General features: G+C 63.8%; 20 protein-coding genes. 12 read left to right on the top strand and 8 right to left on the bottom strand.

Annotated elements, in window-relative coordinates:
• Positions 1 to 7 precede the first annotated feature (7 nt).
• Together LB555_RS05055 and LB555_RS05050 are read right to left on the bottom strand one after the other, a co-directional pair.
• A complete protein-coding gene (locus LB555_RS05055) occupies positions 8 to 913 on the bottom strand; it encodes a sugar phosphate isomerase/epimerase family protein (RefSeq protein ID WP_224682388.1) in 906 nt (301 codons plus the stop codon).
• Between the two features lie 2 nt (positions 914 to 915).
• Positions 916 to 1,947, bottom strand: coding sequence for a Gfo/Idh/MocA family protein (locus tag LB555_RS05050; RefSeq protein ID WP_140617143.1), 1,032 nt, complete (start codon positions 1,945 to 1,947; stop codon positions 916 to 918).
• A 169-nt stretch (positions 1,948 to 2,116) separates the two neighbouring features.
• Here LB555_RS05050 and LB555_RS05045 point away from each other — a divergent pair, with 169 nt between their 5' ends.
• From LB555_RS05045 to LB555_RS05030, 4 genes are all read left to right on the top strand, one after another.
• Entirely contained in the window at positions 2,117 to 3,142 is a 1,026-nt protein-coding gene (locus LB555_RS05045) for a LacI family DNA-binding transcriptional regulator (RefSeq protein WP_224682387.1), read from the top strand.
• Between the two features lie 90 nt (positions 3,143 to 3,232).
• A complete protein-coding gene (locus LB555_RS05040) occupies positions 3,233 to 3,712 on the top strand; it encodes a MarR family winged helix-turn-helix transcriptional regulator (RefSeq protein ID WP_015318373.1) in 480 nt (159 codons plus the stop codon).
• A complete protein-coding gene (locus LB555_RS05035) occupies positions 3,709 to 4,887 on the top strand; it encodes an HlyD family secretion protein (RefSeq protein ID WP_224682386.1) in 1,179 nt (392 codons plus the stop codon). The genes LB555_RS05040 and LB555_RS05035 overlap by 4 nt, the downstream gene beginning before the upstream one ends.
• A 305-nt stretch (positions 4,888 to 5,192) precedes the next feature.
• Positions 5,193 to 6,728 (top strand): DHA2 family efflux MFS transporter permease subunit, encoded by a 1,536-nt coding sequence (locus LB555_RS05030; protein ID WP_224641478.1) that lies wholly within the window; start codon positions 5,193 to 5,195, stop codon positions 6,726 to 6,728.
• A 47-nt stretch (positions 6,729 to 6,775) separates the two neighbouring features.
• On the opposite strand, the gene LB555_RS05025 is transcribed toward LB555_RS05030, so the two are convergent.
• A complete protein-coding gene (locus LB555_RS05025) occupies positions 6,776 to 7,306 on the bottom strand; it encodes a CAP domain-containing protein (RefSeq protein WP_224682385.1) in 531 nt (176 codons plus the stop codon).
• A 70-nt stretch (positions 7,307 to 7,376) separates the two neighbouring features.
• Positions 7,377 to 8,600 carry a TadE/TadG family type IV pilus assembly protein gene (locus LB555_RS05020; RefSeq protein ID WP_015318369.1) on the bottom strand — a complete coding sequence of 408 codons (1,224 nt, stop codon included), beginning with the start codon at positions 8,598 to 8,600 and terminating at the stop codon, positions 7,377 to 7,379.
• Positions 8,601 to 8,850: 250 nt separating this feature from the next.
• Between LB555_RS05020 and LB555_RS05015 the strand changes: the two genes are divergently transcribed.
• On the top strand, positions 8,851 to 9,675 hold the full coding sequence (locus LB555_RS05015; protein ID WP_015318368.1) for a DUF2189 domain-containing protein: 825 nt from the start codon (positions 8,851 to 8,853) through the stop codon (positions 9,673 to 9,675).
• 4 nt (positions 9,676 to 9,679) lie between these two features.
• Here the strand turns inward: LB555_RS05015 and LB555_RS05010 are convergent, their stop codons facing one another.
• A complete protein-coding gene (locus LB555_RS05010; RefSeq protein WP_015318367.1) occupies positions 9,680 to 10,312 on the bottom strand; it encodes a LysE family translocator in 633 nt (210 codons plus the stop codon).
• A 124-nt stretch (positions 10,313 to 10,436) separates the two neighbouring features.
• Positions 10,437 to 12,422, bottom strand: a complete 1,986-nt coding sequence (locus LB555_RS05005; protein WP_224682384.1) for a TadE/TadG family type IV pilus assembly protein — start codon at positions 12,420 to 12,422, stop codon at positions 10,437 to 10,439.
• A gap of 258 nt (positions 12,423 to 12,680) precedes the next feature.
• On the opposite strand from LB555_RS05005, the gene LB555_RS05000 reads away from it, so the two are divergent.
• Both LB555_RS05000 and LB555_RS04995 read left to right on the top strand, forming a co-directional pair.
• Entirely contained in the window at positions 12,681 to 13,541 is an 861-nt protein-coding gene (locus LB555_RS05000; RefSeq protein WP_140720939.1) for a TIGR01459 family HAD-type hydrolase, read from the top strand.
• A 6-nt stretch (positions 13,542 to 13,547) separates the two neighbouring features.
• Positions 13,548 to 14,528 carry a bifunctional riboflavin kinase/FAD synthetase gene (locus LB555_RS04995; RefSeq protein WP_224583201.1) on the top strand — a complete coding sequence of 327 codons (981 nt, stop codon included), beginning with the start codon at positions 13,548 to 13,550 and terminating at the stop codon, positions 14,526 to 14,528.
• Positions 14,529 to 14,557: 29 nt separating this feature from the next.
• Here the strand turns inward: LB555_RS04995 and LB555_RS04990 are convergent, their stop codons facing one another.
• Positions 14,558 to 15,112, bottom strand: coding sequence for an HdeD family acid-resistance protein (locus LB555_RS04990; RefSeq protein WP_224682383.1), 555 nt, complete (start codon positions 15,110 to 15,112; stop codon positions 14,558 to 14,560).
• Between the two features lie 188 nt (positions 15,113 to 15,300).
• On the opposite strand from LB555_RS04990, the gene LB555_RS04985 reads away from it, so the two are divergent.
• From LB555_RS04985 to LB555_RS04975, 3 genes are all read left to right on the top strand, one after another.
• On the top strand, positions 15,301 to 16,113 hold the full coding sequence (locus tag LB555_RS04985) for a MipA/OmpV family protein (RefSeq protein ID WP_015318362.1): 813 nt from the start codon (positions 15,301 to 15,303) through the stop codon (positions 16,111 to 16,113).
• A gap of 283 nt (positions 16,114 to 16,396) precedes the next feature.
• Positions 16,397 to 19,381 (top strand): isoleucine--tRNA ligase, encoded by a 2,985-nt coding sequence (gene ileS / locus LB555_RS04980; protein WP_224682382.1) that lies wholly within the window; start codon positions 16,397 to 16,399, stop codon positions 19,379 to 19,381.
• Between the two features lie 205 nt (positions 19,382 to 19,586).
• Positions 19,587 to 20,258 (top strand): hypothetical protein, encoded by a 672-nt coding sequence (locus LB555_RS04975; protein WP_015318360.1) that lies wholly within the window; start codon positions 19,587 to 19,589, stop codon positions 20,256 to 20,258.
• Positions 20,259 to 20,292: 34 nt separating this feature from the next.
• On the opposite strand, the gene LB555_RS04970 is transcribed toward LB555_RS04975, so the two are convergent.
• On the bottom strand, positions 20,293 to 20,742 hold the full coding sequence (locus LB555_RS04970; RefSeq protein ID WP_041163474.1) for a nucleoside deaminase: 450 nt from the start codon (positions 20,740 to 20,742) through the stop codon (positions 20,293 to 20,295).
• A 181-nt stretch (positions 20,743 to 20,923) separates the two neighbouring features.
• Here LB555_RS04970 and LB555_RS04965 point away from each other — a divergent pair, with 181 nt between their 5' ends.
• Positions 20,924 to 22,936 (top strand): pseudouridine synthase, encoded by a 2,013-nt coding sequence (locus LB555_RS04965; protein WP_224682381.1) that lies wholly within the window; start codon positions 20,924 to 20,926, stop codon positions 22,934 to 22,936.
• Positions 22,933 to 23,487 (top strand): 16S rRNA (guanine(966)-N(2))-methyltransferase RsmD, encoded by a 555-nt coding sequence (gene rsmD / locus LB555_RS04960; RefSeq protein ID WP_140874381.1) that lies wholly within the window; start codon positions 22,933 to 22,935, stop codon positions 23,485 to 23,487. The genes LB555_RS04965 and rsmD overlap by 4 nt, the downstream gene beginning before the upstream one ends.
• The last annotated feature ends 63 nt before the right edge of the window (positions 23,488 to 23,550 follow it).

The following is a 23,550-nucleotide window of genomic DNA, read 5'->3' as shown; positions in this document are numbered from 1 at the left end:
CCGATCGTCACGCCGGATTTGGCAGGTAGCTCGCACCTCCCCGGCATAGTTTGAGATACTGCAGGGCGCGTGCCTGCCCCGTGATCTCGAGGTCGCCGCGATAGACCGGGTCGTGCCAGCCTTCGATGTCGATGGCGCCCTTGTACCCGGCCAGCCTGAGTTCACTGATCACCCGGGACCAGTCGCTGTCGCCGAAGCCGGGCGTGCGCATCTGCACGAAGGGCAGGCGGCCGAACACGCCGTTCTCGCGGATGACGTCCCAGCGCACCGTGGCGTCCTTGCCGTGGACATGAAAGATGCGATGCGCCCATTTGCGGATCTGCGGCATCGGATCGATCAGGTAGACGAGTTGGTGGCAGGGCTCCCATTCGAGACCGAGATTGTCGTTGGGCAATTCGTTGAACATCAGCTCCCAGGCATCCGGATTGTGGGCGATGTTCCAGTCTCCGCCGGCCCAATTGCCGTCCATGGCGCAATTCTCGAAGGCGATGCGCACGCCCTTGTCGGCGGCGCGTCTGGCCAGTTCGCCCCAGACTTCGCGATAGCGCTGCAGGCTGTCGGTCAGCGGTTTCCCGCGGATGCGGCCGGTAAAACCGCTGACCAGCCTGGTGCCGAACAGATGGGCGTTGTCGATCACCGTTTTCCAGGCCTCGAGCACGCCGCGGTCGGTGTCGCCGCTCTCGAGCGGATTGCCGAACACGCCGATCGAACTGACGGTGACGTCGGCATCGCCGATCGCCTCTTCAATCTCTCCGGCGAGCCGCGGCAGATCCTTGCCGCCGAGCGTCTGCCAGAAAAAGGGCTGGATGCTCTCGAAGCCGAGCGGCAGGATTTGCCTGATATAGGCGGCCGGGTCTTCGAGATTGGCCCGCACCATGGTGCCGATCCTGATGTCGAGAAGCGGGTTCGGCATGGTCATCCTTCCTGCGATGCGATGTTCACGCGACGACCGGTCTCGGCGCTCTGGATCGCCGCGAAGACCATGGCCAGGCTCTTGATGTTGTCCGAACCCCGTGTCTCCGGCTCGGTGCCGGTTTCCACGGCTTGCACGAAGTCGGCAATGACGCCGAGATGCCCGCCGATACGGTCGGACGGATCGAGGGGAGGCACTGTCACCGGCCCGACCTTGTCGATCAGGCCTTCGCGCTCCGGCAGCACGACTTCCGCCTTCACCTCGTCATGGCCGTCCCAGATCAGGCTGCCGCGCTCACCGACGATACGCCAGCTGCCCTCCCAACTGGTGCGAAAGCCGTCGGCGCACCAGCTGCCCCGATAGGTGAACATCCTGTTTCGGCCGAGCCCGAAAGTGGCGCTTGCCGACGACCCTTGCCGATACCAGGAATTGGCCGGCTCCCATTCCTGGCAATAGACATCGGCCGGTTCGCCATTGACCATGTAGCGAGCGGCATCGAAGGTGTGAATCGCCATGTCGAGCAACAGCACGTGACGCATCTCTTCGCGGAAACCGCCAAAGTGCGGCGCCACGAAAAAATCCGCGTGGATGCTGGTCGGCGCGCCGATGGCGCCTGAATCCAGAAAGCGGCGGATGCGCCGGACATTGGCGACATAGCGGCGGTTCTGAACGACGGCGTGGACGCGGCCGGCGCGCCGCGCGGCGTCGACGATGGCGCGGGCGTTGGCCGGACTGTCGGCGAGGGGCTTTTCCGTCAGCAGGTGACAGTGATGGGCAAAGGCCGAATTGGCCACCTCGCGGCGGGCGGCCGGAACGACCACGTCGAATACCGCATCGGCTTTGGTCTGATCCAGAATGACGTCGAGATCGGTGCCGATCGCGGCCCCGGCAACGTCATATTCGCGGGCTCGCTCGCGTGCCCTGTCGGCGTCGAGGTCGACGAGACCGGCAATCCTGATTTCAGGGGACTGACGGGCGGCCTCGAGCCATGTTTTGCTCATGGCTCCGCACCCGACCAGGACGACATGCAGCATCCGGCGCTCCTCCGCCAACCCCTCCCGGTTGGCATTCACGGTTCTTCCGTAAACGTTTACGATGACACACCCGAAGGCGTAGAATGTCAACCGGATTTGTGGGCCGTTCGTCTGAGTGGCCTTGGCCGCAAGGTCCGCTAATGTTAGCGGGAACGGAAGGGGATTGGTCTTGGCATCCAGCATTCACGATCTTGCGCGTCATTTGAATATTTCGATCGGCACGGTGTCGCGGGCGCTCAATGGGCGCGCCGATGTCAATGCCGAGACGCGGCAGCGCGTGCTCGATGCGGCGCGCCTACTCAACTATTCACCCAACCAGTCGGGCAGGAACCTGCGCCGGGGCACCACGCATGCCGTCGCGTTCATGCTGCAGCCCCACCCGGGTGATCAGCAATATGGCGAGCCGTTTTTCATTCCGTTCCTGAGCGGGTTGCAAGCGGCACTGGCCGAGCACGGGCTCGACCTGATCATCGTCATGGGCGCGCCCGCCGACTATCAGCAGGAGCGCCTGCGACGGGTCGTCGAGACACGCCGCGCCGATGCCGTGCTGCTGGCCTGGACCCGGCGTGAGGACGATCGCATCGACTATCTCAGCAGGGCCGGCTTTCCCTTTGCGACGCTCGGCCGAAGCCAGTCCGGTGACGAGACCTATCCCTCGCTCGACCTCGATTTCGAGAAGGCGGGCGCCGACGCAGTCGACCGCCTGGTTGCACGCGGCCACCGCCGCATCGCCGCCATCCGGCCGTCGCTCGACCTCAACTTCGGCTATCTGTTTCTTGATGGCTATCGCAAGGCGCTGCGGCGGCACGGCATCGACATCGATCCCGAGCTGATCGCCGACGGCTTCATCAACGAAGCCGGCGGCCACGCCGTGACGCCGCAAGTCATGCGCTCGAAGGATCCGCCGACAGCGATCATCTTCAACAATGACGCGATGGCGCTCGGCGGCTGCAAGGCACTTGCCGAGATGGGGATCATGCCCGGCCAGGGCATCGCGGTGATGGTCATCGTCGATACGCCGCTCTGCCGCTATTTCTCCCCGGCGCTGACCGCTTTCCGCCCGGCATTGGAGCCGATGGGACGGCGGCTCGGCGAAATCCTGCTCGCCTCGCTGCCGGCTTTCGCCGGGCCCACGGGGCCGCAGACCATCAGGGAGGTCTGGCCGCTGGAACTGGTCGCGCGCGACAGCGATTGACCACACGCCTGTTTCCGCCATCCGCATTTGCCGGCTTTCATAGCGAAGTGGCATCTTGAATAGTAAGCACGCTTATTATATGTATCGCTCATGGTTTCAGATGGCATCGATAGATTGGGATTTTTGATCCACGACGTGCAACGCCTGATGCGCAAGCGCTTCGAGGCGCGCGCCAGCGGGCTCGGCCTGTCTTCGGCGCAATGGCGGCTTCTGGTCCGCGTTGCCAAGGAGGCGGGCGTTGCACAGGCGCGGCTCGCCGAACTGCTCGAAATCGAGCCGATCAGCGTTTCACGCCTGGTCGATCGGATGGAGGAGGGCGGCTGGATCGAACGCCGCTCCGACGCGACCGACCGGCGCGTGCGCATGATCTTCCCGACCGAGAAGGCGAATGCGGCCTATGCGGACGTCAAGAGCCTTGCTGGCGAGGTCTATGAGGAATCGCTCAGCGGCGTTTCGCCGGAAGACCGGCGCATCCTGATCCGGGCGCTGGATGTAATCGTGCAAAATCTGACGGACAGCGAAGCTTCGTCGCTTGAAAAGATCAAGAGTGCGGAAGGTGCGGCAGCATGAACGCGGTAGCCAAGGTAGAAGAAAACGCTCCCAAGGTGGAGATGGAAGCGCCGGTCCAGCCGGCATCAACCCCGGTCGCGGTCGCTCCTCCAGTGCAACCCGCGCCGGCGCCGAAGAAGAAGCGCCGCATCGGCCGCTTCTTCTTGATGTTCGCCTTGCCGGCGGCATTGATCATCGGCGGCGGCTATGTCTGGGTGACGGGCGGCCGCTACCAGGAAACGGAAAACGCCAATCTGCAGCAGGCCAAGGTGTCGATCGCCTCTGACACGGCCGGTCGTATCGTCCAGGTCGCCATATCGGACAACCAGACGGTCAAGCAGGGCGATCTCCTGTTCGCCATCGACCCCGAGCCCTACCGGATCGCGCTCGCCCAGGCGGACGCCGCGGTCGCTACCGCGCGTCTCAATGTCGAGCAGTTGCGCGCGGCCTATAGCCAGGCGCAGTCGCAGCAAAAGTCCGCTGCCAGCGAGGTCGACTATGCGCAGTCGCAATTCGATCGCGCCGCCGATCTTGCCCAGAAGGGCATCAACGCCAAGTCATCGCTGGATCAGGCCAAGAACGATCTCGACAAAGCCAGGCAGCAACTGGCTGTTGCCGAGCAAGGCATCATCAGCGCCAAGGCGGCACTCGGCGGCAACCCCGACATCGAAACCGACAAGCACCCGACGGTGATGTCGGCGCTCGCGGCGCGCGACAAGGCTGCCTATGATCTGGAGCAGACCACCGTGAAGGCGCCTGCCGATGGGGTCGTCTATCAAGCCGCGTCCTTCAAGGTCGGCCAGTATGTCGGCTCCGGCACGCCGTTGTTTGCGCTGGTCGAGACCGGCGACACCTGGGTCGACGCCAATTTCAAGGAAACCCAACTGACCAACATGAAGCCGGGCCAGAAGGCGGAGATCGTGGTCGATACCTATCCGGGCAGGACCTTCGAGGCGACGGTCAGGGCTATCGGTGCCGGCACCGGCGCGGACTTCTCGCTGCTGCCCGCCCAGAACGCCACCGGCAACTGGGTCAAGGTCACTCAGCGCATCCCGGTGCGCCTGGAACTGACCGACCCCGATGCCAAGATGGCGCTGCGCACCGGCATGAGCGCCTCTGTTACGGTCGATACGGGCGTCGCGCGTGGCTGGCCGTCGATCTTCGGTCACGCTAGGGCCGGCGAGCCCGCGAAGTAGTCGGCAGAAGCCCGCGGAGACCAGGCGGGTGAAAGCGAGTTGAAGGATTGGTCTGACGGGAGGGGTGGGAAGGATCAGCGTTTGGGCCAGCCGCGTGGCAGCGGTCCAAAATCTGAAATCTTCGACACGGACCTGTCGGTCCTCAGGTTTCCGGGCGGCAGGCATCCGCTCATCAGAGACTTTCAGTCGATGTAACCCCCACATCGATAATCGCGTCCCACCGCGACGAAGGTCTCTCAACGGAAGGCTTTGCCGCCCGGAAACCCGTTGTACACGTTTCTGTTACCTTCTGGAAGTTCTGCGCCATGAGCACGTCCGAGCCATTCAAAGAAGTGCCGCATCGTGGCCTGATCACGGTCGCGCTCATGCTGGCGACGATCATGCAGGCGCTCGACACCACCATCGCCAACGTCGCGCTGCCGACCATGACCGGCGATCTCGGCGCCTCGCCCGACAACATCAACTGGGTGCTGACCTCCTACATCGTCGCCGCCGCCATCATGACGCCTGTCACCGGCTGGCTCGCCGACCGTTTCGGCCGCAAGGAACTGTTCCTGACGGCGGTGGTCGGCTTCACCATCTTCTCGATGTTGTGCGGCTTGGCGTGGAGCCTGGAAACCATCGTGCTTTTCCGGCTGATGCAAGGTGTGTTCGGCGCCGCGATCGTGCCGCTGTCGCAGACCTTCCTGCTCGACATCAACCCCAAGGAGCGCCATGGTCAGGCGATGGCCATATGGGGCGCCGGCATCATGCTGGGACCGATCCTCGGCCCCACGCTCGGCGGCTGGCTGACCGAGAATTTCAACTGGCGCTGGGTGTTCTTCATTAACCTGCCGGTCGGCATCGTCGCCTTTCTTGGCATGGCGGCCTATCTGCCGGCGGTCGCTCGGCGGGTGCGCAGCTTCGATTTCTTCGGCTTTGCCATGATATCGCTCGGCGTCGGCGCCCTGCAGCTGATGCTCGATCGCGGTGGCGAGGTCGACTGGTTTTCCTCGGTCGAGATCTGGATCGAGCTCGGTCTTTCGCTCACCGGCTTCTGGGTGTTCATCATCCACACGATGACATCGGAACATCCCTTCATCGATCCGAAGATTTTCCTCGATCGCAATTTCGTCACCGGGCTGGCGTTCATCTTCGTCATGGGCGTGCTGATCCTGGCCTCGATGTCGCTGCTGCCGCCGATGCTGTCGACTATCTTCGGCTATCCGACAGTCACCATCGGCATCGTCATTGGGCCGCGCGGTGTCGGCACCATGATTTCGATGCTCGTCGTCGGGCGCATCATGGGCAAGGTCGATGCCAGGATTCTCGTCGTCATCGGTTTCCTCCTGACCGCGCAGTCGCTCTACACCATGGCAAGCTTCACCCCGCAAATGGACAACTGGCTGATCCTCAGCTCCGGCGTGATCCAGGGCCTGGGCATGGGCATGGTGTTCGTGCCGCTGTCGACGGTTGCCTTCGCCACGCTCGACGCCCGCTACCGCACCGATGCAACCTCGCTGTTCAGCCTGGTGCGAAATCTTGGCTCGTCGATCGGCGTGTCGGTCGTGACCGTGCTGCTGGTGCGCAACACGCAGATCAACCACGCCGAGCTTTCAACCTTCATCAACCCGTTCAATCCCAATCTCTGGGCGATCTCGCCGGCAGCCGCCGGCGGCGACCCGACGGCACTGTCGCAGGTCGACCGCATGGTCAATCTGCAGGCGATGATGATTTCCTACGTCAATGACTTCAAAATCCTGATGATCATGACGCTGGCCGCTATCCCGTTCGTCTTCCTGTTGCGCAAGCCGAAAACGGCGCCGGCCGGCGGCGGTGCGCCCGCCGCTCATATGGACTGAAGTAGCGGCTGCTCGTCAGCGGATGTCCGCTGCCGGCGATGTCTTTGCTACCTGCCGAGCACCAGCGACCAGTAGCGCAGGTTGGGGTCGCGGCCGTCACGGACATAGGCAAGTCCGAAGCGGTTGAAGTCCGGATCGAGTATGTTGCGCCGGTGTCCCTGCGAATGCATCCAGATATCGAACAGCTTCTGTTGGTCGAAGCGGCCGGCCGCGATGTTCTCGGCCGCGGCACCGTGTACGCCATTGTCCCTCATGCGCGAGGCGAAATCCTTGCCCCAGCCGGTGGTGTGGCTCATGTTTTCACGCTGCGCCATGTAGCCGGCCTGCTGCAATGCTGCTTGCTCCAACTGCGCGTCCGGGGTCAGCGGGCCGCGCCCGGCCGTCGCACGTAGGCTTGCCAGCGTGCCGGTTGCCGAGGAGGAAACCCCGGCGCCTTGCCCTGTCGGCAGCGAGACGGTGCTGCAGGCGGCAAGCCCAAGCAAGGCCGCCAGGCCAGCCGCCTTGAGCCCAGCCGCCTTGAGCCCGCTGCGCCTGTTCAAGTTCGCGATCTGGTCGCAATCTATTTTCGAAGTGGTCATGCGTGCCTGACTCGGTCCCGATCATGGCTTTTGCCGGGCAGGCGGTGAAAAATCTCGATCGAAGCGGCCCCTAGTTCACAAGCGTGATGAGGCGGCTGGAGTACATCTCTCGATTTCCGAACACCGCCGTGCAGTCGGTCTTGATGGAAGAGTTGCCTGTCATCTGCACGGTCAAGCCAACAAGCCTCAGGCAGTCCCCCTGACCACTCATGTCCGAATTGCCGGCAAACGAAACGGCCGCGTCAGGCGCATAGACGAATCCGCTGATCACGGAATTTGCGCCGCCATTCAGGGTCAAGGCCGAAACGTTCCCGCGGCTCTGGAAGATGGTGATGCCGGCGTAAGGTCCGCTGGTGGGCGGGGAAAGGTTCACCTTTTCATTGGCATTTATGATGATCTGTGCCCCTTCCGTGAGGAATATGGTTACGCCCTGGCCGCTCAGGCTGCCATTCCCGCCCGGCTTCAGGGTGACGCCGCGCAAGATGTAGACGCCCGGGTTGAACGTGATGTTTCCTGACAATGTCTTGTCGCAATAGGTGCCGGGCGACAGCGTGTAGGTTTTGCCGTTCGGCACCGGCAGGCAAAGTGTGTAGGGGGGAGGGACGATGTCGGCCAGGGGATCGAAGGACGCATATTGATGTTCGAGCGGCGTGCCGCAGGTGAGGTTGGCAGCGGGCGGAGAAAGCCCGGAAGTGCCACCGACGGCCGATACGCAGCCCGCCGAGACCTGCGCGGAACCGCCCCTGCTGACGGCATCGGAGGCGTCCGAGTTTGCCGCGATCACGCAGTTGCTCATGGCGACATCGGTCGAGCCTTGCAGGCTCACCGCCGCCGACGCATGCGGATCGAGCGCCAGCACGCAGGCCTGGGCGCCCGGGTGCATCTTGACCGTCGCCGACCGGTGAGCTGGCCAGGGGCCAGCGCCATTGATGAAGCTCGGACGGTTGATGCCGGACGACAGCGAGATGTAATAGGCGCTCGGATCGCCGCTGGCGGTGGCCGAAAAGGCGGAAACGCTGTCTGAATACTCCTGCTGGTCGGCAATGCTCAAATTGGCTGCGAAGAATGTCAGCCCAAGCCCCTGGACATCGTTCGCGCTCATGCTGGGCAGGTATTTGGTGCCGACGGCAAGGCCAGCCGCGTCCAGCGAGTTCTGCAGTTGCGCGGCGTCATCGCTCGTGCCCGTCAGGTCGAGGGTGCCGGCGACGACAGCCATTATCGGCAGCAAGGCTACGGCGGTCGCCATGGCGAAATTGCCGCGTTCGCAAGACCAGAAGCCCTTCAACGTGAACATCGCCCCTCGCCAACGTTTGTAAAGCTCAGGTGATACGCTGTGGGTCTCTACGAGTAATTTAAGCAATAGCTAAAATGCATGGATTCTAAAATGAACTCAGTGGTTCGCCAGACGATGACCGCTCAGCAAACCTTATGAGACGCGGCGACAATCCCGGGAAGATCGGCTATCATGCGAGCGTTCTTCAAGTGGCAGCTACGGGCAGCCACCCTAGGCGGTGACCGCCCCCCGAGAAAAACGGAGGAAGGTTATGGCCGGCTTTCATGTCATGGCGGACGCGTACGGGATGCATGTGCAACCAGCGGTCCGCCGCATTTCCACGGCGGACCTCTGGGACGCGCTCAGGCTTGGCGCCGAGGACTTCTGGGCCAAGCCCTCGCATTACGTGTTCCTGTGCCTGATCTATCCGGTCGCCGGCCTGATCCTGACGCAGTGGACGTCCGGCTCCAATGCCATCCAGCTCGTCTATCCCTTGATGTCGGGCTTTGCCCTGGTCGGGCCGTTCGCCGCGATCGGACTCTATGAGATCAGCCGCCGGCGCGAGCTCGGCATGAACACCAACTGGCGGCATGCGCTCGATGTTCGCCATTCATCGGCGCTGCCCTCGATAGCGGTTATCGGAATCATGCTGTTCGCGCTGTTCCTGTTGTGGCTGTTCACGGCGCAGTCGATCTACACCAGCCTTTTCGGCGGCGAGCCGCCGGCTTCGGTCGGGGCCTTCCTGCGCGATGTGCTGACGACCAGCAAGGGCTGGAGGCTGATCCTTCTCGGCAACGCGGCCGGCCTGGTCTTCGCGGTGGTTGTGCTGGCGACCACGGTCGTTGCTTTTCCGCTTCTGCTCGATCGGGATGTCGGCGCCGTTTCGGCGATAGAGACCTCGGCGCGCGCGGTCATGGCAAATCCGCTGCAGATGGCGCTATGGGGCCTCATCGTCGCGGTGCTGCTGGTGATCGGCTCGATCCCGCTGTTTGCCGGTCTCGCCGTCGTCATGCCGATCCTCGGCCACGCGACCTGGCATCTCTACCGCAAGGTGGTCGAGCCGGCCCAGATCCGGCCGCCGCGCCGGCCGATGTGACGCTTCAGCGCTGCGCGTCAGTCGCCATCTTCAGCGCCAGCGCCGTCAGCACGGTTCCCATCATCCAGCGCTGGATGACCAGCCACAGCGGGCGTCCGGCGAGGAAGGTGGCGATCGAGCCGGCCGTCAGCGCGATGACGGCGTTGACGCTGAGGCTGATCGATATCTGCGTCGCGCCCAGCACCAGAAGCTGCGACAGGACATGGCCCTTGCCGGGGCTGATGAACTGCGGCAGCAGCGACAGATAGAGAACGGCCACCTTGGGATTGAGCAGATTGGTCATCAATCCCATGGCGAACAGCTTGCGCGGCCGGTCCTTCGGCAGGTCGCGCACCTGGAATGGCGAGCGTCCGCCCGGTTTTACGGCCTGCCAGGCCAGCCACAAGAGGTAGAGTACGCCGGCAAAGCGCAGCACATCATAGGCATAGGGCACCGCGATCAGCAGCGCCGTGATGCCGAACGCGGCCGACAGCACGTAGAACAGGAATCCGACAGCAACGCCGCCAAGCGAGATCAGTCCGGCCTTGGGCCCTTGCGACAGTGAGCGCGAGATCAGATAGATCATGTTCGGACCCGGCGTCAGCACCATGCCGAGGCAGACCAGCGCGAAGGCGAGATGGTTGGCGGTATCGGGCATTGTTCGTTCCCCAGCCTGCCGCGATGGATGAGAGACCATGCGAACGGCCAATCTGTGCCTGCCACGGCAGGCGCCCGCAAGGGCTTGACGGCGCCGGGCGTTGCGCCAGTGGAACGAACTCGGGTTAGCCGACCACGCGCAGGTTCGACAGCTCGTTGCCGATTTCCTTGAAATCGTTTGCCAGGCTGGCGCCGGTCGCATTCCAGAACAGCTTCGCCGGTTTGCTCGGATCGGTCGCATCCTTGCGGAAGCGTGAATTCGACGAGCAGGATTTCAGCGCATCGATCGCCAGCTTGTCGCTGGCCCTGGTCGTCGACAGGTCGAGCGCCACCGTCATTACCATGATGTTGGCTGCCTTGGCGTTGTTGCAGAGCGTGGCTATCTGCTCGTTGAGGGCATTGGTGTAGTTGCCGTTCGAATAGTCGAACTGACCGATGGCGCTCGATGTGCCCATGAACAGGCGTCCGACCGAGGTGCCGTTGTAGCCGGGGTTGAGGTAGCCGAAGGAGGCGTAGGTCGATTTCGAATTGGCGGGGTCGGAATAGCCCAGCGAGGATGGCGTATAATAGGTGTTGGCGCCGTCGGTCAGCACGATCACCACCTTGTCGTTGCCTCTTTCGGCTTCCGGGCGCCCTTGCGTGAACGGCTCTCCGCTCGAGACCACCCGCCAGCCCCAGGCCATGCCCTCGGGAACATTGGTGCCGCCATTCGGCTGCATCAGGTCGATCGCCGCCTTGATCGAGGTGAGCCCGTCGGCGACGCTGACGTCGGTCAGCGGCGTGATCGGGTTGGTGGTGCAGCTGTAATTCGGCCCGTTGCCGGCGGGCAGCGCCGGCGCATCGATCGGCCGCGGCTGGAAATATTTGGCCATGTTGCGCAGCCGCGATTGGCCGCTGCTGCTCGATGGATCGTCGTTCCACCAGCTGTTGATGGCACCATAAGTTACCGGTGCGGCCTCGTCGGGGTCCTGGGTGAGCTTCCAGTGATTGCCGGGTTCGTCGGGCGCGAACATCGGCACGAACATCGTTGCCGGATCGCCGACGCCGATGCCGGTGTTGGCCGAGCCACCGGACGGCGTGGCGTCGTTGATATTGTAAGGGTAGGGCCGTGCCTCGACGCAGCCTTGCCAACTGGCGAACGGACCGTAGGAATCGACATAGTCATATTCGTTGTGGCTGCTTTTGCAGGTGTTGTTCGAATTGTATGCGTCGCAGACCACGCGCTTGCTATTGACGATACGCTCGTGGTTGGTGACGACCTTCATGTCGCGGTAAAGCGAAAACCGGGTCAGCATTTGGCCTTCCTCGGTTCCCCAGCCGGTGCCGCGCTTGTACCAGATGCCGTTGGTCTGCTGGGCGTATTTGTTGGCGCCGTTCAGCGTCGACCAGTCGAAATTCTCGTTCGATACCGGCGACAGACCCTCGGTGTCCATCCACGAGGCGTTGCCGTTGCCGGGGCCGACATTGACGGAGGCGGCAAAGGGCACGAGGCCGAATTGCACCGGCCTGTCGACCTGCTTGATCATCGCGGCCTGCTGGGCAAGCGTGTCGACCAGTTGCTTGGCCGCTGTTTTGAGCAGATCGATGCGCATTTGTCCTGAGCCGGTGCCGGGCGTGACCATCGATCCGGAATTGTCGAGCACCAAGGCAACCTCCAGCGTGTTCTTCAGCCGGACTTGCGAGGTGACGTTGAAGCTGAGCCTCTGGTTGGCATCGGTCACCGATTTGCCGACGAACTGGGCGAAGGCGGGGTAGAAATAGGGTTTGTAATTAAGTTGGGCGGTCATGGTCAGCAGGCCGCCGCCGCTGGTGTTGCTCGGCAAGGTAACGTTGAGCGTCGCGCTGGCGGGATCGATGTCGTTCAAATTGGCGTTGAAAAAGTCGAGCGCGTAGGCTCTCAGCTGATCGTCGGTGGCGCCTTCCGTCAGCCGGCGGGCCGTGGCGAAGTTGGCGGCGTCGAGCGCGTTCATCACCATCTGCTTTTCACGGTTCATTTCCGTGAAATCGACCGCGATCGCCAGGCCGCCCATCAGCGGCACCATCGCCACAGCCGTCATGAGAGCATAGTTGCCGCGCCTGTCGCGGCGGAACTGACGCCAGATTTCAAACATGCTTGCAGCGGCCCCCGCCGACGGATTCTCGGCCGGCGCCAGCTTTCCACAAAACGCTGAAGGACGGGTTTGGGAAACCGCTCTATTGCTTGGTCGGCGCTTCACCAACCGCTAACCAATCAAGGCCGCGGCTTGCGCCGCAATTCGCGCCGATCAAGGCGAAAGCTGGTGACAGCATGGGCCGGTTCGGATAATTCGAACCGGCCGCGGGGAACCGTCGGCCGCTGTAACCGCAACGATCATACTGAAGGAAACGGCATGGCGGATTCGCCTGAAATCGTCGGCTCGCTCGAAGACGTCTCGAAAGCCTATTCGGCAATTCTTTGCGATGTCTGGGGGGTGGTGCACAATGGCGAATGGCATTTTCCGGCTGCCGCGGCTGCGCTGGCAGCGGCAAGGGCGGACGGCACTCCTGTCGTTCTGATCACCAATTCGCCGCGCCGCAGCGCCGATGTCGTGGCGCAGATGAGCGTGATCGGCGTCCCGCCATCAGCCTATGACCGTGTGGTGACCTCGGGCGACGTGACCCGTGATCTGATCGCGGAAGGCCCGCGCAAGGTCTTCCACATCGGCGCCGACCGCGATCTGACCCTTTATGACGGCCTCGATGTCGAACTCGTTGAGGAGTTCGAGGCCACCGGCGTCGTGTGCACCGGACTGTTCGACGACGAGGTCGAAAAACCCGACGACTATACGGAACTGCTGCGCCGGTTGCGCGCCAGGAACCTGCCGTTCATCTGCGCCAATCCCGATATCATGGTGGAACGCGGCGAACGGATCATCTGGTGCGCCGGCGCGCTCGCGCGCGACTACGCGCAGCTCGGCGGTCGCACGCTGATCGCCGGAAAACCCTATGCGCCGATTTACGAGGTCGCGATGAAGGAGGTGGCCGAGATCCTCGGCCGGTCGGTTGAGCGCTCGCGAATACTGGCAATCGGCGATGGCATGATGACCGACGTCAAGGGCGCGGCCGACAATGGTTTCGACGTCCTCTATGTCTCTGGCGGCATTCATGCCCGCGACTATGGCGATCCATCCCGACCGGATCCGGCAAAGCTCGGGCTCTTCCTGGAGCGGCACGGCTATCGTCCGGTGGCCGTGATCGCAAGACTGCAGTAGGTGGCAATGGTCGCGTTCCAGCATCTTACGACAACCGCGCCGCTGCCCGCCGATCTGCGAGGGGGCGTGGTCGCGATCGGCAATTTCGATGGCGTCCACCGCGGCCATCAATCCGTGCTCGAACGGGCATTGGCGGAGGCCGTGCGGCGTGGCGTACCGGCCCTGGTGCTGACCTTCGAACCGCACCCGCGAACGGTTTTCAGGCCTGATCTGCCGCTTTTCGTGCTGACGCCGCCGCCGATGAAGGCGCGCCTCCTGTCGCTGCTGGGCTTTGCCGCGCTCGTCGAGCAGCCCTTCACGCGCGACTTCGCCTCGCTGTCGGCGGAAGCCTTCGTCACCGATGTGCTGGAGAGGGCGCTGGGCATTACCCACGCCGTGACCGGTTTCGATTTCCATTTCGGCAAGGACCGCCAGGGCGGGCCGGCTTATCTGATGGCTGCCGGCGAGCGCCACGGCTTCGGTGTTACCCTCGTCGACGCCTTTCGCGACGAAGGCGCCGAGGTGGTTTCGTCGAGCCGCATCCGTGCCTTGCTTTGCAAGGGCGAGGTGGCCGAGGCCGCCGGTCTGCTTGGCTATCGCTTTACGGTGGAAAGCGAGGTTGTCGGCGGCCAGCAACTCGGGCGAACGCTCGGCTTTCCCACAGCCAATATGAGGCTTCCGGCGGAAGCCACGCTCAAGGAAGGGATCTACGCCGTCCGCTTCCGTCGCGCGGACGGTACGCTGCACGACGGCGTCGCCAGCTTTGGCCGCCGCCCGACCGTCGACGACAATGGCGCGCCGCTCCTGGAAACCTTCGTCTTCGATTTTTCCGGCGATCTCTATGGCGAGACTTGCGAGGTGTCGTTCTTCGGCTTCCTGCGCAGCGAGATCAAGTTCGACGGGCTCGACGCATTGGTCGTGCAGATGAAGCGCGATGAAGCCGAGGCCCGCGCGCTGCTTGGCGGCGTCAAGCCGCTCTCCGGCCTGGACGCCGCGGTGGCGTTCTGAAGCATGATCCCGAAAGGGGAAACGAGTTCCTATTTCTTCAACGCAAGGCCGACGGCGATGAAGGTCCAGCCCTGGAAGATCAGGTCGATCGCCAGGAACAGTCCGAGCACCCACAGGCTGTTGACCGGCCAGCCCATGGCGATGATCAGGCCCGCGAGCACGCTGATGACGCCCGCCGCGACAATCCAGCCCCAGCCGCGCTCCGGACGGTGGCTGTAGCCGACCCAGGCCCGCAGCGCGCCGGAAGCGACGAGCGCGATGGCCAGCAGGAAGGTCAGCACCGCCGAGGCGAGTAACGGATTGTCGAAAGCGAAGAACCCTGCGACCGCATAAAGCAGTCCGCTGAGCAGCCAGTAGAAGAAGCGGCCCCAGGTCTTGACCCCGAAAGCATGCATGATCTCGATGATGCCGGCCACCAGCATCAGCCATCCGACAACGTAGACGGAAGCCACCGTGGCGATGAACAGATTGCCGAAGGCTACACCGCCGAGGATCAGCAGCACCACGCCCAGACCGATGAACCATCCCCATTTGTCACGCGTCTGGCCGATCGCGTTCTTCAGAGTATCGCCGTGCAAGGTCATGTCGCCACCTCCATAGAGGACCGCCAGCATGCAGGGAGGTTACCCTCGGCGCCGACCCGCGTCCAGCCGATGGCGGGCGCGATGGTGCAGGCAATGCGCGCTGGATGTCTCGCCCTTAAATCAAATTTTACCAAAGCCTCGTCAAAGCTGTCGCCGCAGGGCAGTTGTATCGTGTTAGTGGAGTGACCATGAGTCAGGTCGGGAAGATTTCTGTAGCCGTGGCTACTGTCGTGCTCGCCATGTCAGGCGCGGCCGAAGCCGGTGATGGCGCTTTCGGCTGGCTGTCCGGCGACTGGTATCTGACGGTCGGCGCGACCGGCCTGGTGGCGCCCAATTTCGAAGGCGGCAAGAAATACATGCTGAGCGCCCAGCCCATCATTTCGCTGGGCAAGGCCGGCCCTGCGGCTCGCTTCACCTCACGCAACGACAATATTTCGCTGGCGCTTGTCGACGACGGCGGCGTCCGTGCAGGCCTGACCGGCAAGTTCCTGTTCTCGCGCGACGACGGCGATGCCGACGAGCTCAGGGGGCTCGACCCGGTCCGCTGGGGCGGCGAGGTCGGCGGCTTCTTCGAATTCTATCCGACGGACTGGATGCGCGCGCGCGCGGAATTGCGGCATGGCATCCGAGCCCATAACGGCTTTGTCGCCGACATCGCCGCTGATGCTTTCTACGACCTGACGCCAACCGTCAGGATCTCGGGTGGCCCGCGCGTGTCGTTCGCCTCGGCGAACTATTTCGATGCCTATTACGGTGTCAACGCGCAGGAAGCCGTGGCTTCGGGCCTGAGCCAGTACAATCCCGGCGGCGGCCTGAAATCCGTCGGCCTCGGTGGCGCGGTGACCTGGAAGGTGACCGATCCGATGACTGCCAGCCTGTTTGGCGAATATTCGCGCCTGGAGGGGCCGGCCGCCGATTCCAGCCTGGTCAGGGAGCGTGGCGACCGCAACCAGTTCATGGTCGGCGTGTCGACCACCTACCGCTTCGACTTCAAGATGTAAGCGAATCGAACGAGACGCTTTATTCCTGCGCTCTTCTCCGCTAAAAGCCCAGCAATGACGAGCTTTTTGCGCCTTCACGCGCCGACGATACGAATTACCAGCCCGGTGTTCCCAGCAGCCTGAAGGCTGTAGGAGCCGCCGGGAATATTGCGCGCGGCCTCTCGCGCTTTTCCAGATCATCAAAGCATGTCGCCCCGAGTGGGCCCCTTTTTGGGAACGGCATGCGTGTAAAATAGAGTTTCACGCCGCAAGCCACGTGGCCCGGCATGCACATGGCAGACCAATGACCGACGAAACCCAATCGACGATCGACTATTCGAAGACCCTTTATCTGCCGCAGACGGAGTTTCCGATGCGCGCCGGCCTGCCCGAGAAGGAGCCGGTGCTGGTCAAGCGCTGGCAGGACATGGACCTCTACCGCAAGCTGCGCGAGAGCGCGGCGGGGCGCACAAAATACGTGCTGCATGACGGTCCGCCCTACGCCAACGGCAACATCCATATCGGCCACGCGCTGAACAAGATCCTCAAGGACGTCATCACCCGCTCATTCCAGATGCGCGGTTATGACTCGAACTATGTGCCCGGCTGGGACTGTCACGGCCTGCCGATCGAATGGAAGATCGAGGAACAATACCGCGCCAAGGGCAAGAACAAGGACGAGGTGCCGGTCAACGAATTCCGCCAGGAATGCCGTGAATTCGCCGCGCACTGGATCTCGGTGCAGGGTGGAGAGTTCCAGCGTCTCGGTGTCATCGGCGACTTCAAGAACCCTTATACGACCATGGCCTTCCACGCCGAGTCGCGCATCGCCGGTGAATTGTTGAAGTTCGCCATGTCCGGCCAGCTCTACCGTGGTTCCAAGCCGGTGATGTGGAGCGTCGTCGAGCGGACTGCGCTCGCCGAGGCCGAGATCGAGTACCAGGACTACGAGTCAGACACGATCTGGGCGAAGTTTCCGGTGGCCAATCTCGTCGTCGCCAGTGTGGTGGACGGGCAGCCGGCGGAGCTCGATCCGGACCTGAGCGGTCGGTCGCTTGACCTGCTGGATGCTCATGTCGTCATCTGGACGACGACGCCGTGGACCATCCCGGGCAATCGCGCCGTCAGCTATTCGCCGCGTGTCGCCTACGGCCTCTACGAGGTGACGGCGGCCGAGAATGCGTTTGGCCCGCAGCCAGGCGAGAAGCTGATCTTTGCCGATGCGCTGGCAGAGGAAAGCCAGGCCAAGGCCAAGGTCACCTTGAAGCGTCTTCACGGCATCAGCACCGAACAGCTTGGAAATCTTGTGCTTTCGCATCCCTTCAAGGGCCTCGGTGGTGGCTATGAATTCCCGGTTGCGATGATTGCCGGCGACCATGTCACCGACGATGCCGGTACGGGCTTCGTGCACACCGCTCCCGGCCATGGCCGGGAGGACTTTGATGCCTGGATGGACGCCGCGCCCGCGCTGCGCCAACGTGGCATCGACACCGAAATCCCGTTCACCGTCGACGATGCCGGCTTCTTCACCAAGGACGCGCCGGGCCTCGGCCCTGACCGCGAAGGCGGAGCCGCGCGCGTGATCGACGACAATGGCAAGAAGGGCAACGCCAACCAGGCGGTCATCGATGAGCTGATCAAGCGCAATGCGCTGTTCGCGCGCGGCCGGCTGAAGCACAGCTACCCGCATTCATGGCGTTCGAAGAAGCCGGTCATCTTCCGCAACACGCCGCAATGGTTCGTCTACATGGACAAGGACCTCGGCGACGGCACCACGCTGCGGGGCCGCGCGCTGAAGGCCATCGACGAGACGCGCTTTGTCCCGGCCGCCGGCCAGAACCGCATTCGCGCCATGATCGAGGAGCGCCCGGACTGGGTGCTGTCGCGCCAGCGCGCCTGGGGCGTGCCGATCGCCGTCTTCGCCGACGAGGATGGCAATGTGCTGAAGGATGAGGCCGTCAACCGCCGCATCATGGACGCCTTCGAGGCGGAAGGCGCCGACGCCTGGTTCGCGCCCGGCGCCAAGGAGCGCTTCCTCGGCAATCACGATGCCTCCAAATGGAAGCAGGTGATGGACATTCTCGACGTCTGGTTCGATTCGGGCTCGACACATGTCTTCACCTTGGAAGACCGGCCCGACCTGAAGTGGCCGGCCGACGTCTATCTCGAAGGCTCCGACCAGCATCGCGGCTGGTTCCACTCCTCGCTGCTCGAAAGTTGCGGCACCAGGGGCAGGGCGCCTTACGACACCGTCGTCACCCATGGCTTCACCATGGACGAGGATGGGCGCAAGATGTCGAAATCGCTCGGCAACACGGTCGTGCCGCAGGATGTGATCAAGCAGTCCGGCGCCGATATCCTGCGGCTCTGGGTGGTGACGACCGACTATTGGGAAGACCAGCGCCTCGGCAAGAACGTGCTGCAGACCAACATCGACGCCTATCGCAAGCTGCGCAACACCATACGCTGGATGCTGGGCACGCTCGCCCATGACGATGGTGAGGTCGTTCCCCTGGAGACGATGCCGGAGCTTGAGCGGCTGATGCTGCACCGGCTGGCCGAACTCGACGAGGTGGTACGCCAGGGCTACGACGCCTTCGAGTTCAAGCGCATCACGCGCGCACTGCTCGATTTCATGGTGGTCGAGCTGTCGGCCTTCTATTTCGATATCCGCAAGGACGCGCTCTACTGCGACGGCCCGTCGAGCGTGAAGCGCAAGGCCTCGGTCCAGGTGGTGCGCCATCTCTTCGATTGCCTGGTGAAATGGCTGGCGCCGATGCTGCCCTTCACCATGGAGGAGGCGTGGCTCGAGCGTCATCCCGATGCGATGTCGGTGCATCTCGACCAGTTCCCGCAAATCCCGGCGGGTTGGAGGAACGAGGCGCTGGCGGAGAAATGGCGCAAGGTCAGGCAGGTGCGCCGCGTCGTCACCGGCGCGCTCGAGATTGCGCGTGCCCAGAAGGTGATCGGCTCCTCGCTGGAGGCCGTCCCCGTGGTCACGATCAACGACGCGGCGCTCGAGGCGGCGATATCGGACGTCGACATGGCTGAAATGGCCATCACCAGCGATCTCGTCATTGCCCATGGCGAGGCGCCGCGAACCGCCTTCGCCCTCGATGATGTCAAGGGCGTTGCAGTGGTCGTCGAGAAAGCGGACGATCGCGGCCTGGTCAAATGCGCGCGTTCCTGGCGCTACACCGCCGATGTCGGGCAGGATTCCGAGTTTCCGGATGTTTCGGCACGGGATGCCGCGGTGCTGCACGAATTGAAAGCGCTGGGAAGGCTCTAGTGCCTGTCGCCCAAAGAAGTGCACAAATGCCACGCCGCGCGGGTGCAAACCCGCCCGTGCGTTGCCCTTAACGAGCGGTTGAGGTAAACACGCGAAACTCCGGAAGACAAATTGTCGCCGGATTTCCGTCGCAAGTGCTTGCACGATGGGGACCGGACACAAGGCCGGTGCGATCGAGAGGTTGTCTAGAGTGGGACTTTTTGGCATGACCGAAAGATATAACGCGCGCCTTGCGCTGCTGGCGCCGCTTGTCGCATCGGGCCTCGCTTTGTCCGGCTGCATGGGCTCTCCGACCTACGGCACCGACAAGACCGCCGCCGAGCAGCTGGCCGGCGATCTTACAGGCGCCGTTTCCTTCGCGCCGAAGCGCAAGGACCCGATCGACTACAAGCCACGTCCCACCCTGGTGAAGCCGGCACCTGGCCAGAAGGAAGCGCTGCCTGCCCCGCAGGAAAGCATCCAGACGGCAAACGCCGGTTGGCCCGAATCGCCCGAGCAGCGCCGCGCGCGCCTGCGCGCCGACGCCACCGCACACCAGAATGATCCGGCCTACCAGTCGGAGATCGTCGATGACGTGCAGACGGATCCGGCTTCGGTGAAAAGGGCGATGGAGGAATCAGGATCCAGCCACCCGCCGGCGTGGAAACCCGCCGATTCCGACAAGGGCCGCGCCGCCGAGATCCAACGCCGCCTTGCCGAGAGCAAGCAGGGCGATCCGAACACGCGTAAATACCTCAGCGAGCCGCCATTGGCCTACCGTGTCGCCTCCGATGCCGCGCCGCAGAACGAACTCGGCGAAGACGAGTACAAGAAAGAACGCGCTCTCAAGGCAAAGGCCGAGGGCAAGAAGGGCGGCTGGTTCGACTGGTTGCAGTAAGAACAAGTCGCCCAGGTCTTGCGGCGGCCTTGGCTCAGTCTCGACGTCCCCTGAAAAAATCCTTCAGCAGCAGGCCTGCTTCGGTCTCGGCCATGCCCGGATAGATGTCGGGCGTGTGGTGGCAGGTCGGAGAGGCGAAGAAGCGCACGCCGTTGACGACGGCGCCGCCCTTTTCGTCGGCCGCGCCAAAATAGAGACGGCGCAGCCTGGCGAAGGAAATTGCCCCGGCGCACATGGCGCAGGGCTCCAGCGTGACATAGAGATCGTGGCCGGTGAGCCGCTCGCTCGAGAGTTTGCCGCAGGCTTCACGGATCACCAGCATCTCGGCATGGGCCGTCGGGTCCGCAAGCTCGCGCGTGCGGTTGCCTGCACTGGCAATAACCGCGCCGCCATTGGCGATGACCGCGCCGACCGGCACTTCGCCACGCAAGGCTGCCGCTTCGGCCTCTTTTAGGGCCAGGGCCATGAAATCCGGCCTCTTCAAGGGGTTTGTCTTCCCATTATATCCTCGCCACCCGGCGGTGATCCTGTTATGGAGCGCATCAACCCGAAAAATCGGACTCGATTTTCGGAAATGATCATGCGCCAAATCAAAAGTGCTACAGCGTTCGTTGCGCGCCGAACGGATGCGCCACGCTGTAGCAGCGCAAACGGACAAAGGCCACATGGACGACAACGACAAGAAATCTCCGCGCAAAGCCGGCCCGGGCAGGAGTGGCCCGAAATCGGCAGGTGCACGTGGCCGCGATGCCGGCAAGGGCGGGAAGCCGTCCTTTGCTGCGAAAAAACCTTATGCGCCACGTGGCGATCGGCCGATGGCCGCCGACGGCGACCGGCCGAAGCGGGACTTCAAGGGCGGCGACAGGCCATTCAGCAAGGGACCGCGCCCCGAAGGCAAGCCTTATGAAAAGCGCGAAGGCCCGCGCAAGCCCTATGCGCCGCGTGGCGACCGCCCGATGGCGGCCGAAGGCGAGCGCAAGCCTTATGAAAAGCGTGAGGGACCACGCAAGCCCTACGCGCCGCGCGGCGACCGCCCGATGGCAGCCGAAGGCGAACGCAAGCCCTATGAGAAGCGCGAGGGACCACGCAAGCCCTACGCGCCGCGTGGCGACCGTCCGGTTTCTGCATCGGCGGAGGGCGGTGAAAAGCGCTTCGACCGTCCCAAGCGTGATTTCGGAGATCGTCCGAAGCGGGATTTCGCTGACCGTCCAAAGCGTGACTTTGGCGGCGACAGACCCAAGCGTGATTTCGGTGATCGGCGGCAAGGCGCGTCTGGCGGCGGCTTCAAGCCGCGCTCGCGGCCTGCCGAAGCAACGGAAGAAGCCGGCGAGCGCATCGCCAAGCGGCTGGCACGCGCCGGGCTCGCCTCGCGCCGCGACGCCGAGGAGTTGATCGCCGCCGGCCGCGTCAAGGTCAATGGCAAGGTGCTGGCTTCGCCGGCGTTCAACGTCATGCCCAATGACATCATCCATCTCGATGGCATGGAAATCCCGCCGATCGAACGCACGCGCCTGTTCCTGTTCCACAAGCCGGCCGGCGTCGTCACCACCAACCGCGATCCGGAAGGGCGCAAGACCGTCTTCGACGTGCTGCCCGCCGAACTGCCGCGGCTGATGACCATCGGCCGCCTCGATATCAACACCGAAGGCCTGCTGCTGCTGACCAATGATGGCGGCCTGTCGCGCGTACTCGAACTGCCGGCCACTGGCTGGTTGCGCCGCTACCGCGTGCGCGTTCATGGCAAGATCGAGGAAAGCGCGCTCGCCGGCCTGCGCGAAGGCATTGCCGTCGACGGCGTCTTCTACGGCGCCATCGAAGCCAGCTTGGATCGCGAGCAGGGCTCCAACGCCTGGCTGACGATCGGTCTGCGCGAGGGCAAGAACCGTGAAGTCAAGAACATCCTCGGCGCGCTCGGCCTCGACGTCACGCGGCTGATCCGCATCTCCTACGGTCCGTTCCAGCTCGAGGATCTCGCCGAGGGCCATGTTCTGGAGATCAAGGGCCGGGTGCTGCGCGACCAGCTCGGCGAGCGCCTGGTCGAGGAATCCGGCGCCAATTTCGACGCCGAGATAACAAAACCGTTTTCCAATCAGCCGGTGCGGCGTACCGAAGTCCGAGAAGTCGAGCCCGAACGGCCGAAGTTTACGCGAGACGGCGAGCGCCGGCCGATCGGCGAGGGTGGGCTGATCAAGAACCGCAAACGCCGGGAAGGCAGCCGCGACGAGGCGCTCGGCAAACTGTCGACGAGCCCCGACAGGGGTGAGAGACCAGAAAAGAGCTTCGGCGATCGCGGTCCGCGACCGGAGCGCGGCGGCTTTGGCGATAAGCCGGGTGGAAGTTTTGGCGACAAGCCGCGCGGTGGATTCGGTGACAAGCCTCGTGGCGGCGGCAAGAAACCCGAACGCGAGCAACGGCCGATCGAGCCGCCCGGCCAGCGCAAGGCCAATGTCTGGATGGCGCCGGGAGCCCGGCCGATCGGCAAGGGCAGGGCGGAGGCCGATGCGGCCATGGCGGCCGAGAACAAGGCACGCAAGGCCTCGTTCAAGCCGTCTTATGGCAAGCTCGCCGGCAAGCCAGGTGGCGCGAAACCGTTCGGCAAGCCGCGTGGCGAACGTCCAGGAGGCGCCGGTGGCGGCGAGCGGCCGCGCGGCGGTCCCAAGGGCCCCCGGACAAGATGAGAATCGTCGGCGGTGAGTTTCGCGGGCGTCCGCTGGCGACGCCCCGCAGCAGCGCCATCCGCCCGACGACCGATCGCACCCGCGAGGCCGTCTTCAACGTTCTGGCGCATCGCTTTGCCGGGCAACTGGACGGCGCGCGCGTGCTCGACCTGTTCGCTGGCACCGGCGCGCTTGGCCTGGAAGCCCTGTCGCGCGGGGCATCCTATGGCGTCTTCATCGAGGAATCGGCCGAGGGCCGTGGTCTGATCCGCGACAATGTCGAAGCCTTCGGCCTGACCGGACGCACCAAGATCTTCCGCCGCGACGCAACCGGCCTTGGCGAGGCGGGCACGCTGGCGCCGTTCGGCTTGGTCTTTGCCGATCCGCCCTATGGCAAGGGCCTTGGCGAGCAAGCCCTGCGGTCGGCCCAGGCCGGCGGCTGGCTGCGGCCAGGCGCACTCTGTGTGGTCGAGGAGACGGCGGTGGTTCCCTTCGAGCCAGGCCCGGGCTTTTCCGTGCTTGATGAGCGCAACTATGGCGAGACCGTGATCCGCTTCATCGAGGCTGCCTGACACGCCTGCTTTCAGCCGTGGCCTCTTTGCCGCCGCCTTTGCCGGCAACATGACCAACAATTC

It is taken from the genome of Mesorhizobium sp. BR-1-1-10 (assembly GCF_020165595.1).
In the GTDB taxonomy this organism is placed as follows: domain Bacteria; phylum Pseudomonadota; class Alphaproteobacteria; order Rhizobiales; family Rhizobiaceae; genus Mesorhizobium; species Mesorhizobium australicum.
The sequence above is the reverse complement of the archived record's forward strand: the minus strand, read 5'-3'. Positions and strand labels throughout refer to the sequence as shown.

Bases quoted from the DNA above. Each gene is read 5' to 3' on its own strand.
- LB555_RS05055 (WP_224682388.1), bottom strand. From the start codon at position 913: ATGCCGAACCCGCTTCTCGACATCAGGATCGGCACCATGGTGCGGGCC.
- LB555_RS05050 (WP_140617143.1), bottom strand. From the start codon at position 1,947: ATGCTGCATGTCGTCCTGGTCGGGTGCGGAGCCATGAGCAAAACATGG.
- LB555_RS05040 (WP_015318373.1), top strand. From the start codon at position 3,233: ATGGTTTCAGATGGCATCGATAGATTGGGATTTTTGATCCACGACGTG.
- LB555_RS05035 (WP_224682386.1), top strand. From the start codon at position 3,709: ATGAACGCGGTAGCCAAGGTAGAAGAAAACGCTCCCAAGGTGGAGATG.
- LB555_RS05030 (WP_224641478.1), top strand. From the start codon at position 5,193: ATGAGCACGTCCGAGCCATTCAAAGAAGTGCCGCATCGTGGCCTGATC.
- LB555_RS05025 (WP_224682385.1), bottom strand. From the start codon at position 7,306: ATGACCACTTCGAAAATAGATTGCGACCAGATCGCGAACTTGAACAGG.
- LB555_RS05020 (WP_015318369.1), bottom strand. From the start codon at position 8,600: ATGTTCACGTTGAAGGGCTTCTGGTCTTGCGAACGCGGCAATTTCGCC.
- LB555_RS05015 (WP_015318368.1), top strand. From the start codon at position 8,851: ATGGCCGGCTTTCATGTCATGGCGGACGCGTACGGGATGCATGTGCAA.
- LB555_RS05010 (WP_015318367.1), bottom strand. From the start codon at position 10,312: ATGCCCGATACCGCCAACCATCTCGCCTTCGCGCTGGTCTGCCTCGGC.
- LB555_RS05005 (WP_224682384.1), bottom strand. From the start codon at position 12,422: ATGTTTGAAATCTGGCGTCAGTTCCGCCGCGACAGGCGCGGCAACTAT.
- LB555_RS05000 (WP_140720939.1), top strand. From the start codon at position 12,681: ATGGCGGATTCGCCTGAAATCGTCGGCTCGCTCGAAGACGTCTCGAAA.
- LB555_RS04995 (WP_224583201.1), top strand. From the start codon at position 13,548: ATGGTCGCGTTCCAGCATCTTACGACAACCGCGCCGCTGCCCGCCGAT.
- LB555_RS04990 (WP_224682383.1), bottom strand. From the start codon at position 15,112: ATGACCTTGCACGGCGATACTCTGAAGAACGCGATCGGCCAGACGCGT.
- LB555_RS04985 (WP_015318362.1), top strand. From the start codon at position 15,301: ATGAGTCAGGTCGGGAAGATTTCTGTAGCCGTGGCTACTGTCGTGCTC.
- ileS (WP_224682382.1), top strand. From the start codon at position 16,397: ATGACCGACGAAACCCAATCGACGATCGACTATTCGAAGACCCTTTAT.
- LB555_RS04975 (WP_015318360.1), top strand. From the start codon at position 19,587: ATGACCGAAAGATATAACGCGCGCCTTGCGCTGCTGGCGCCGCTTGTC.
- LB555_RS04965 (WP_224682381.1), top strand. From the start codon at position 20,924: ATGGACGACAACGACAAGAAATCTCCGCGCAAAGCCGGCCCGGGCAGG.
- rsmD (WP_140874381.1), top strand. From the start codon at position 22,933: ATGAGAATCGTCGGCGGTGAGTTTCGCGGGCGTCCGCTGGCGACGCCC.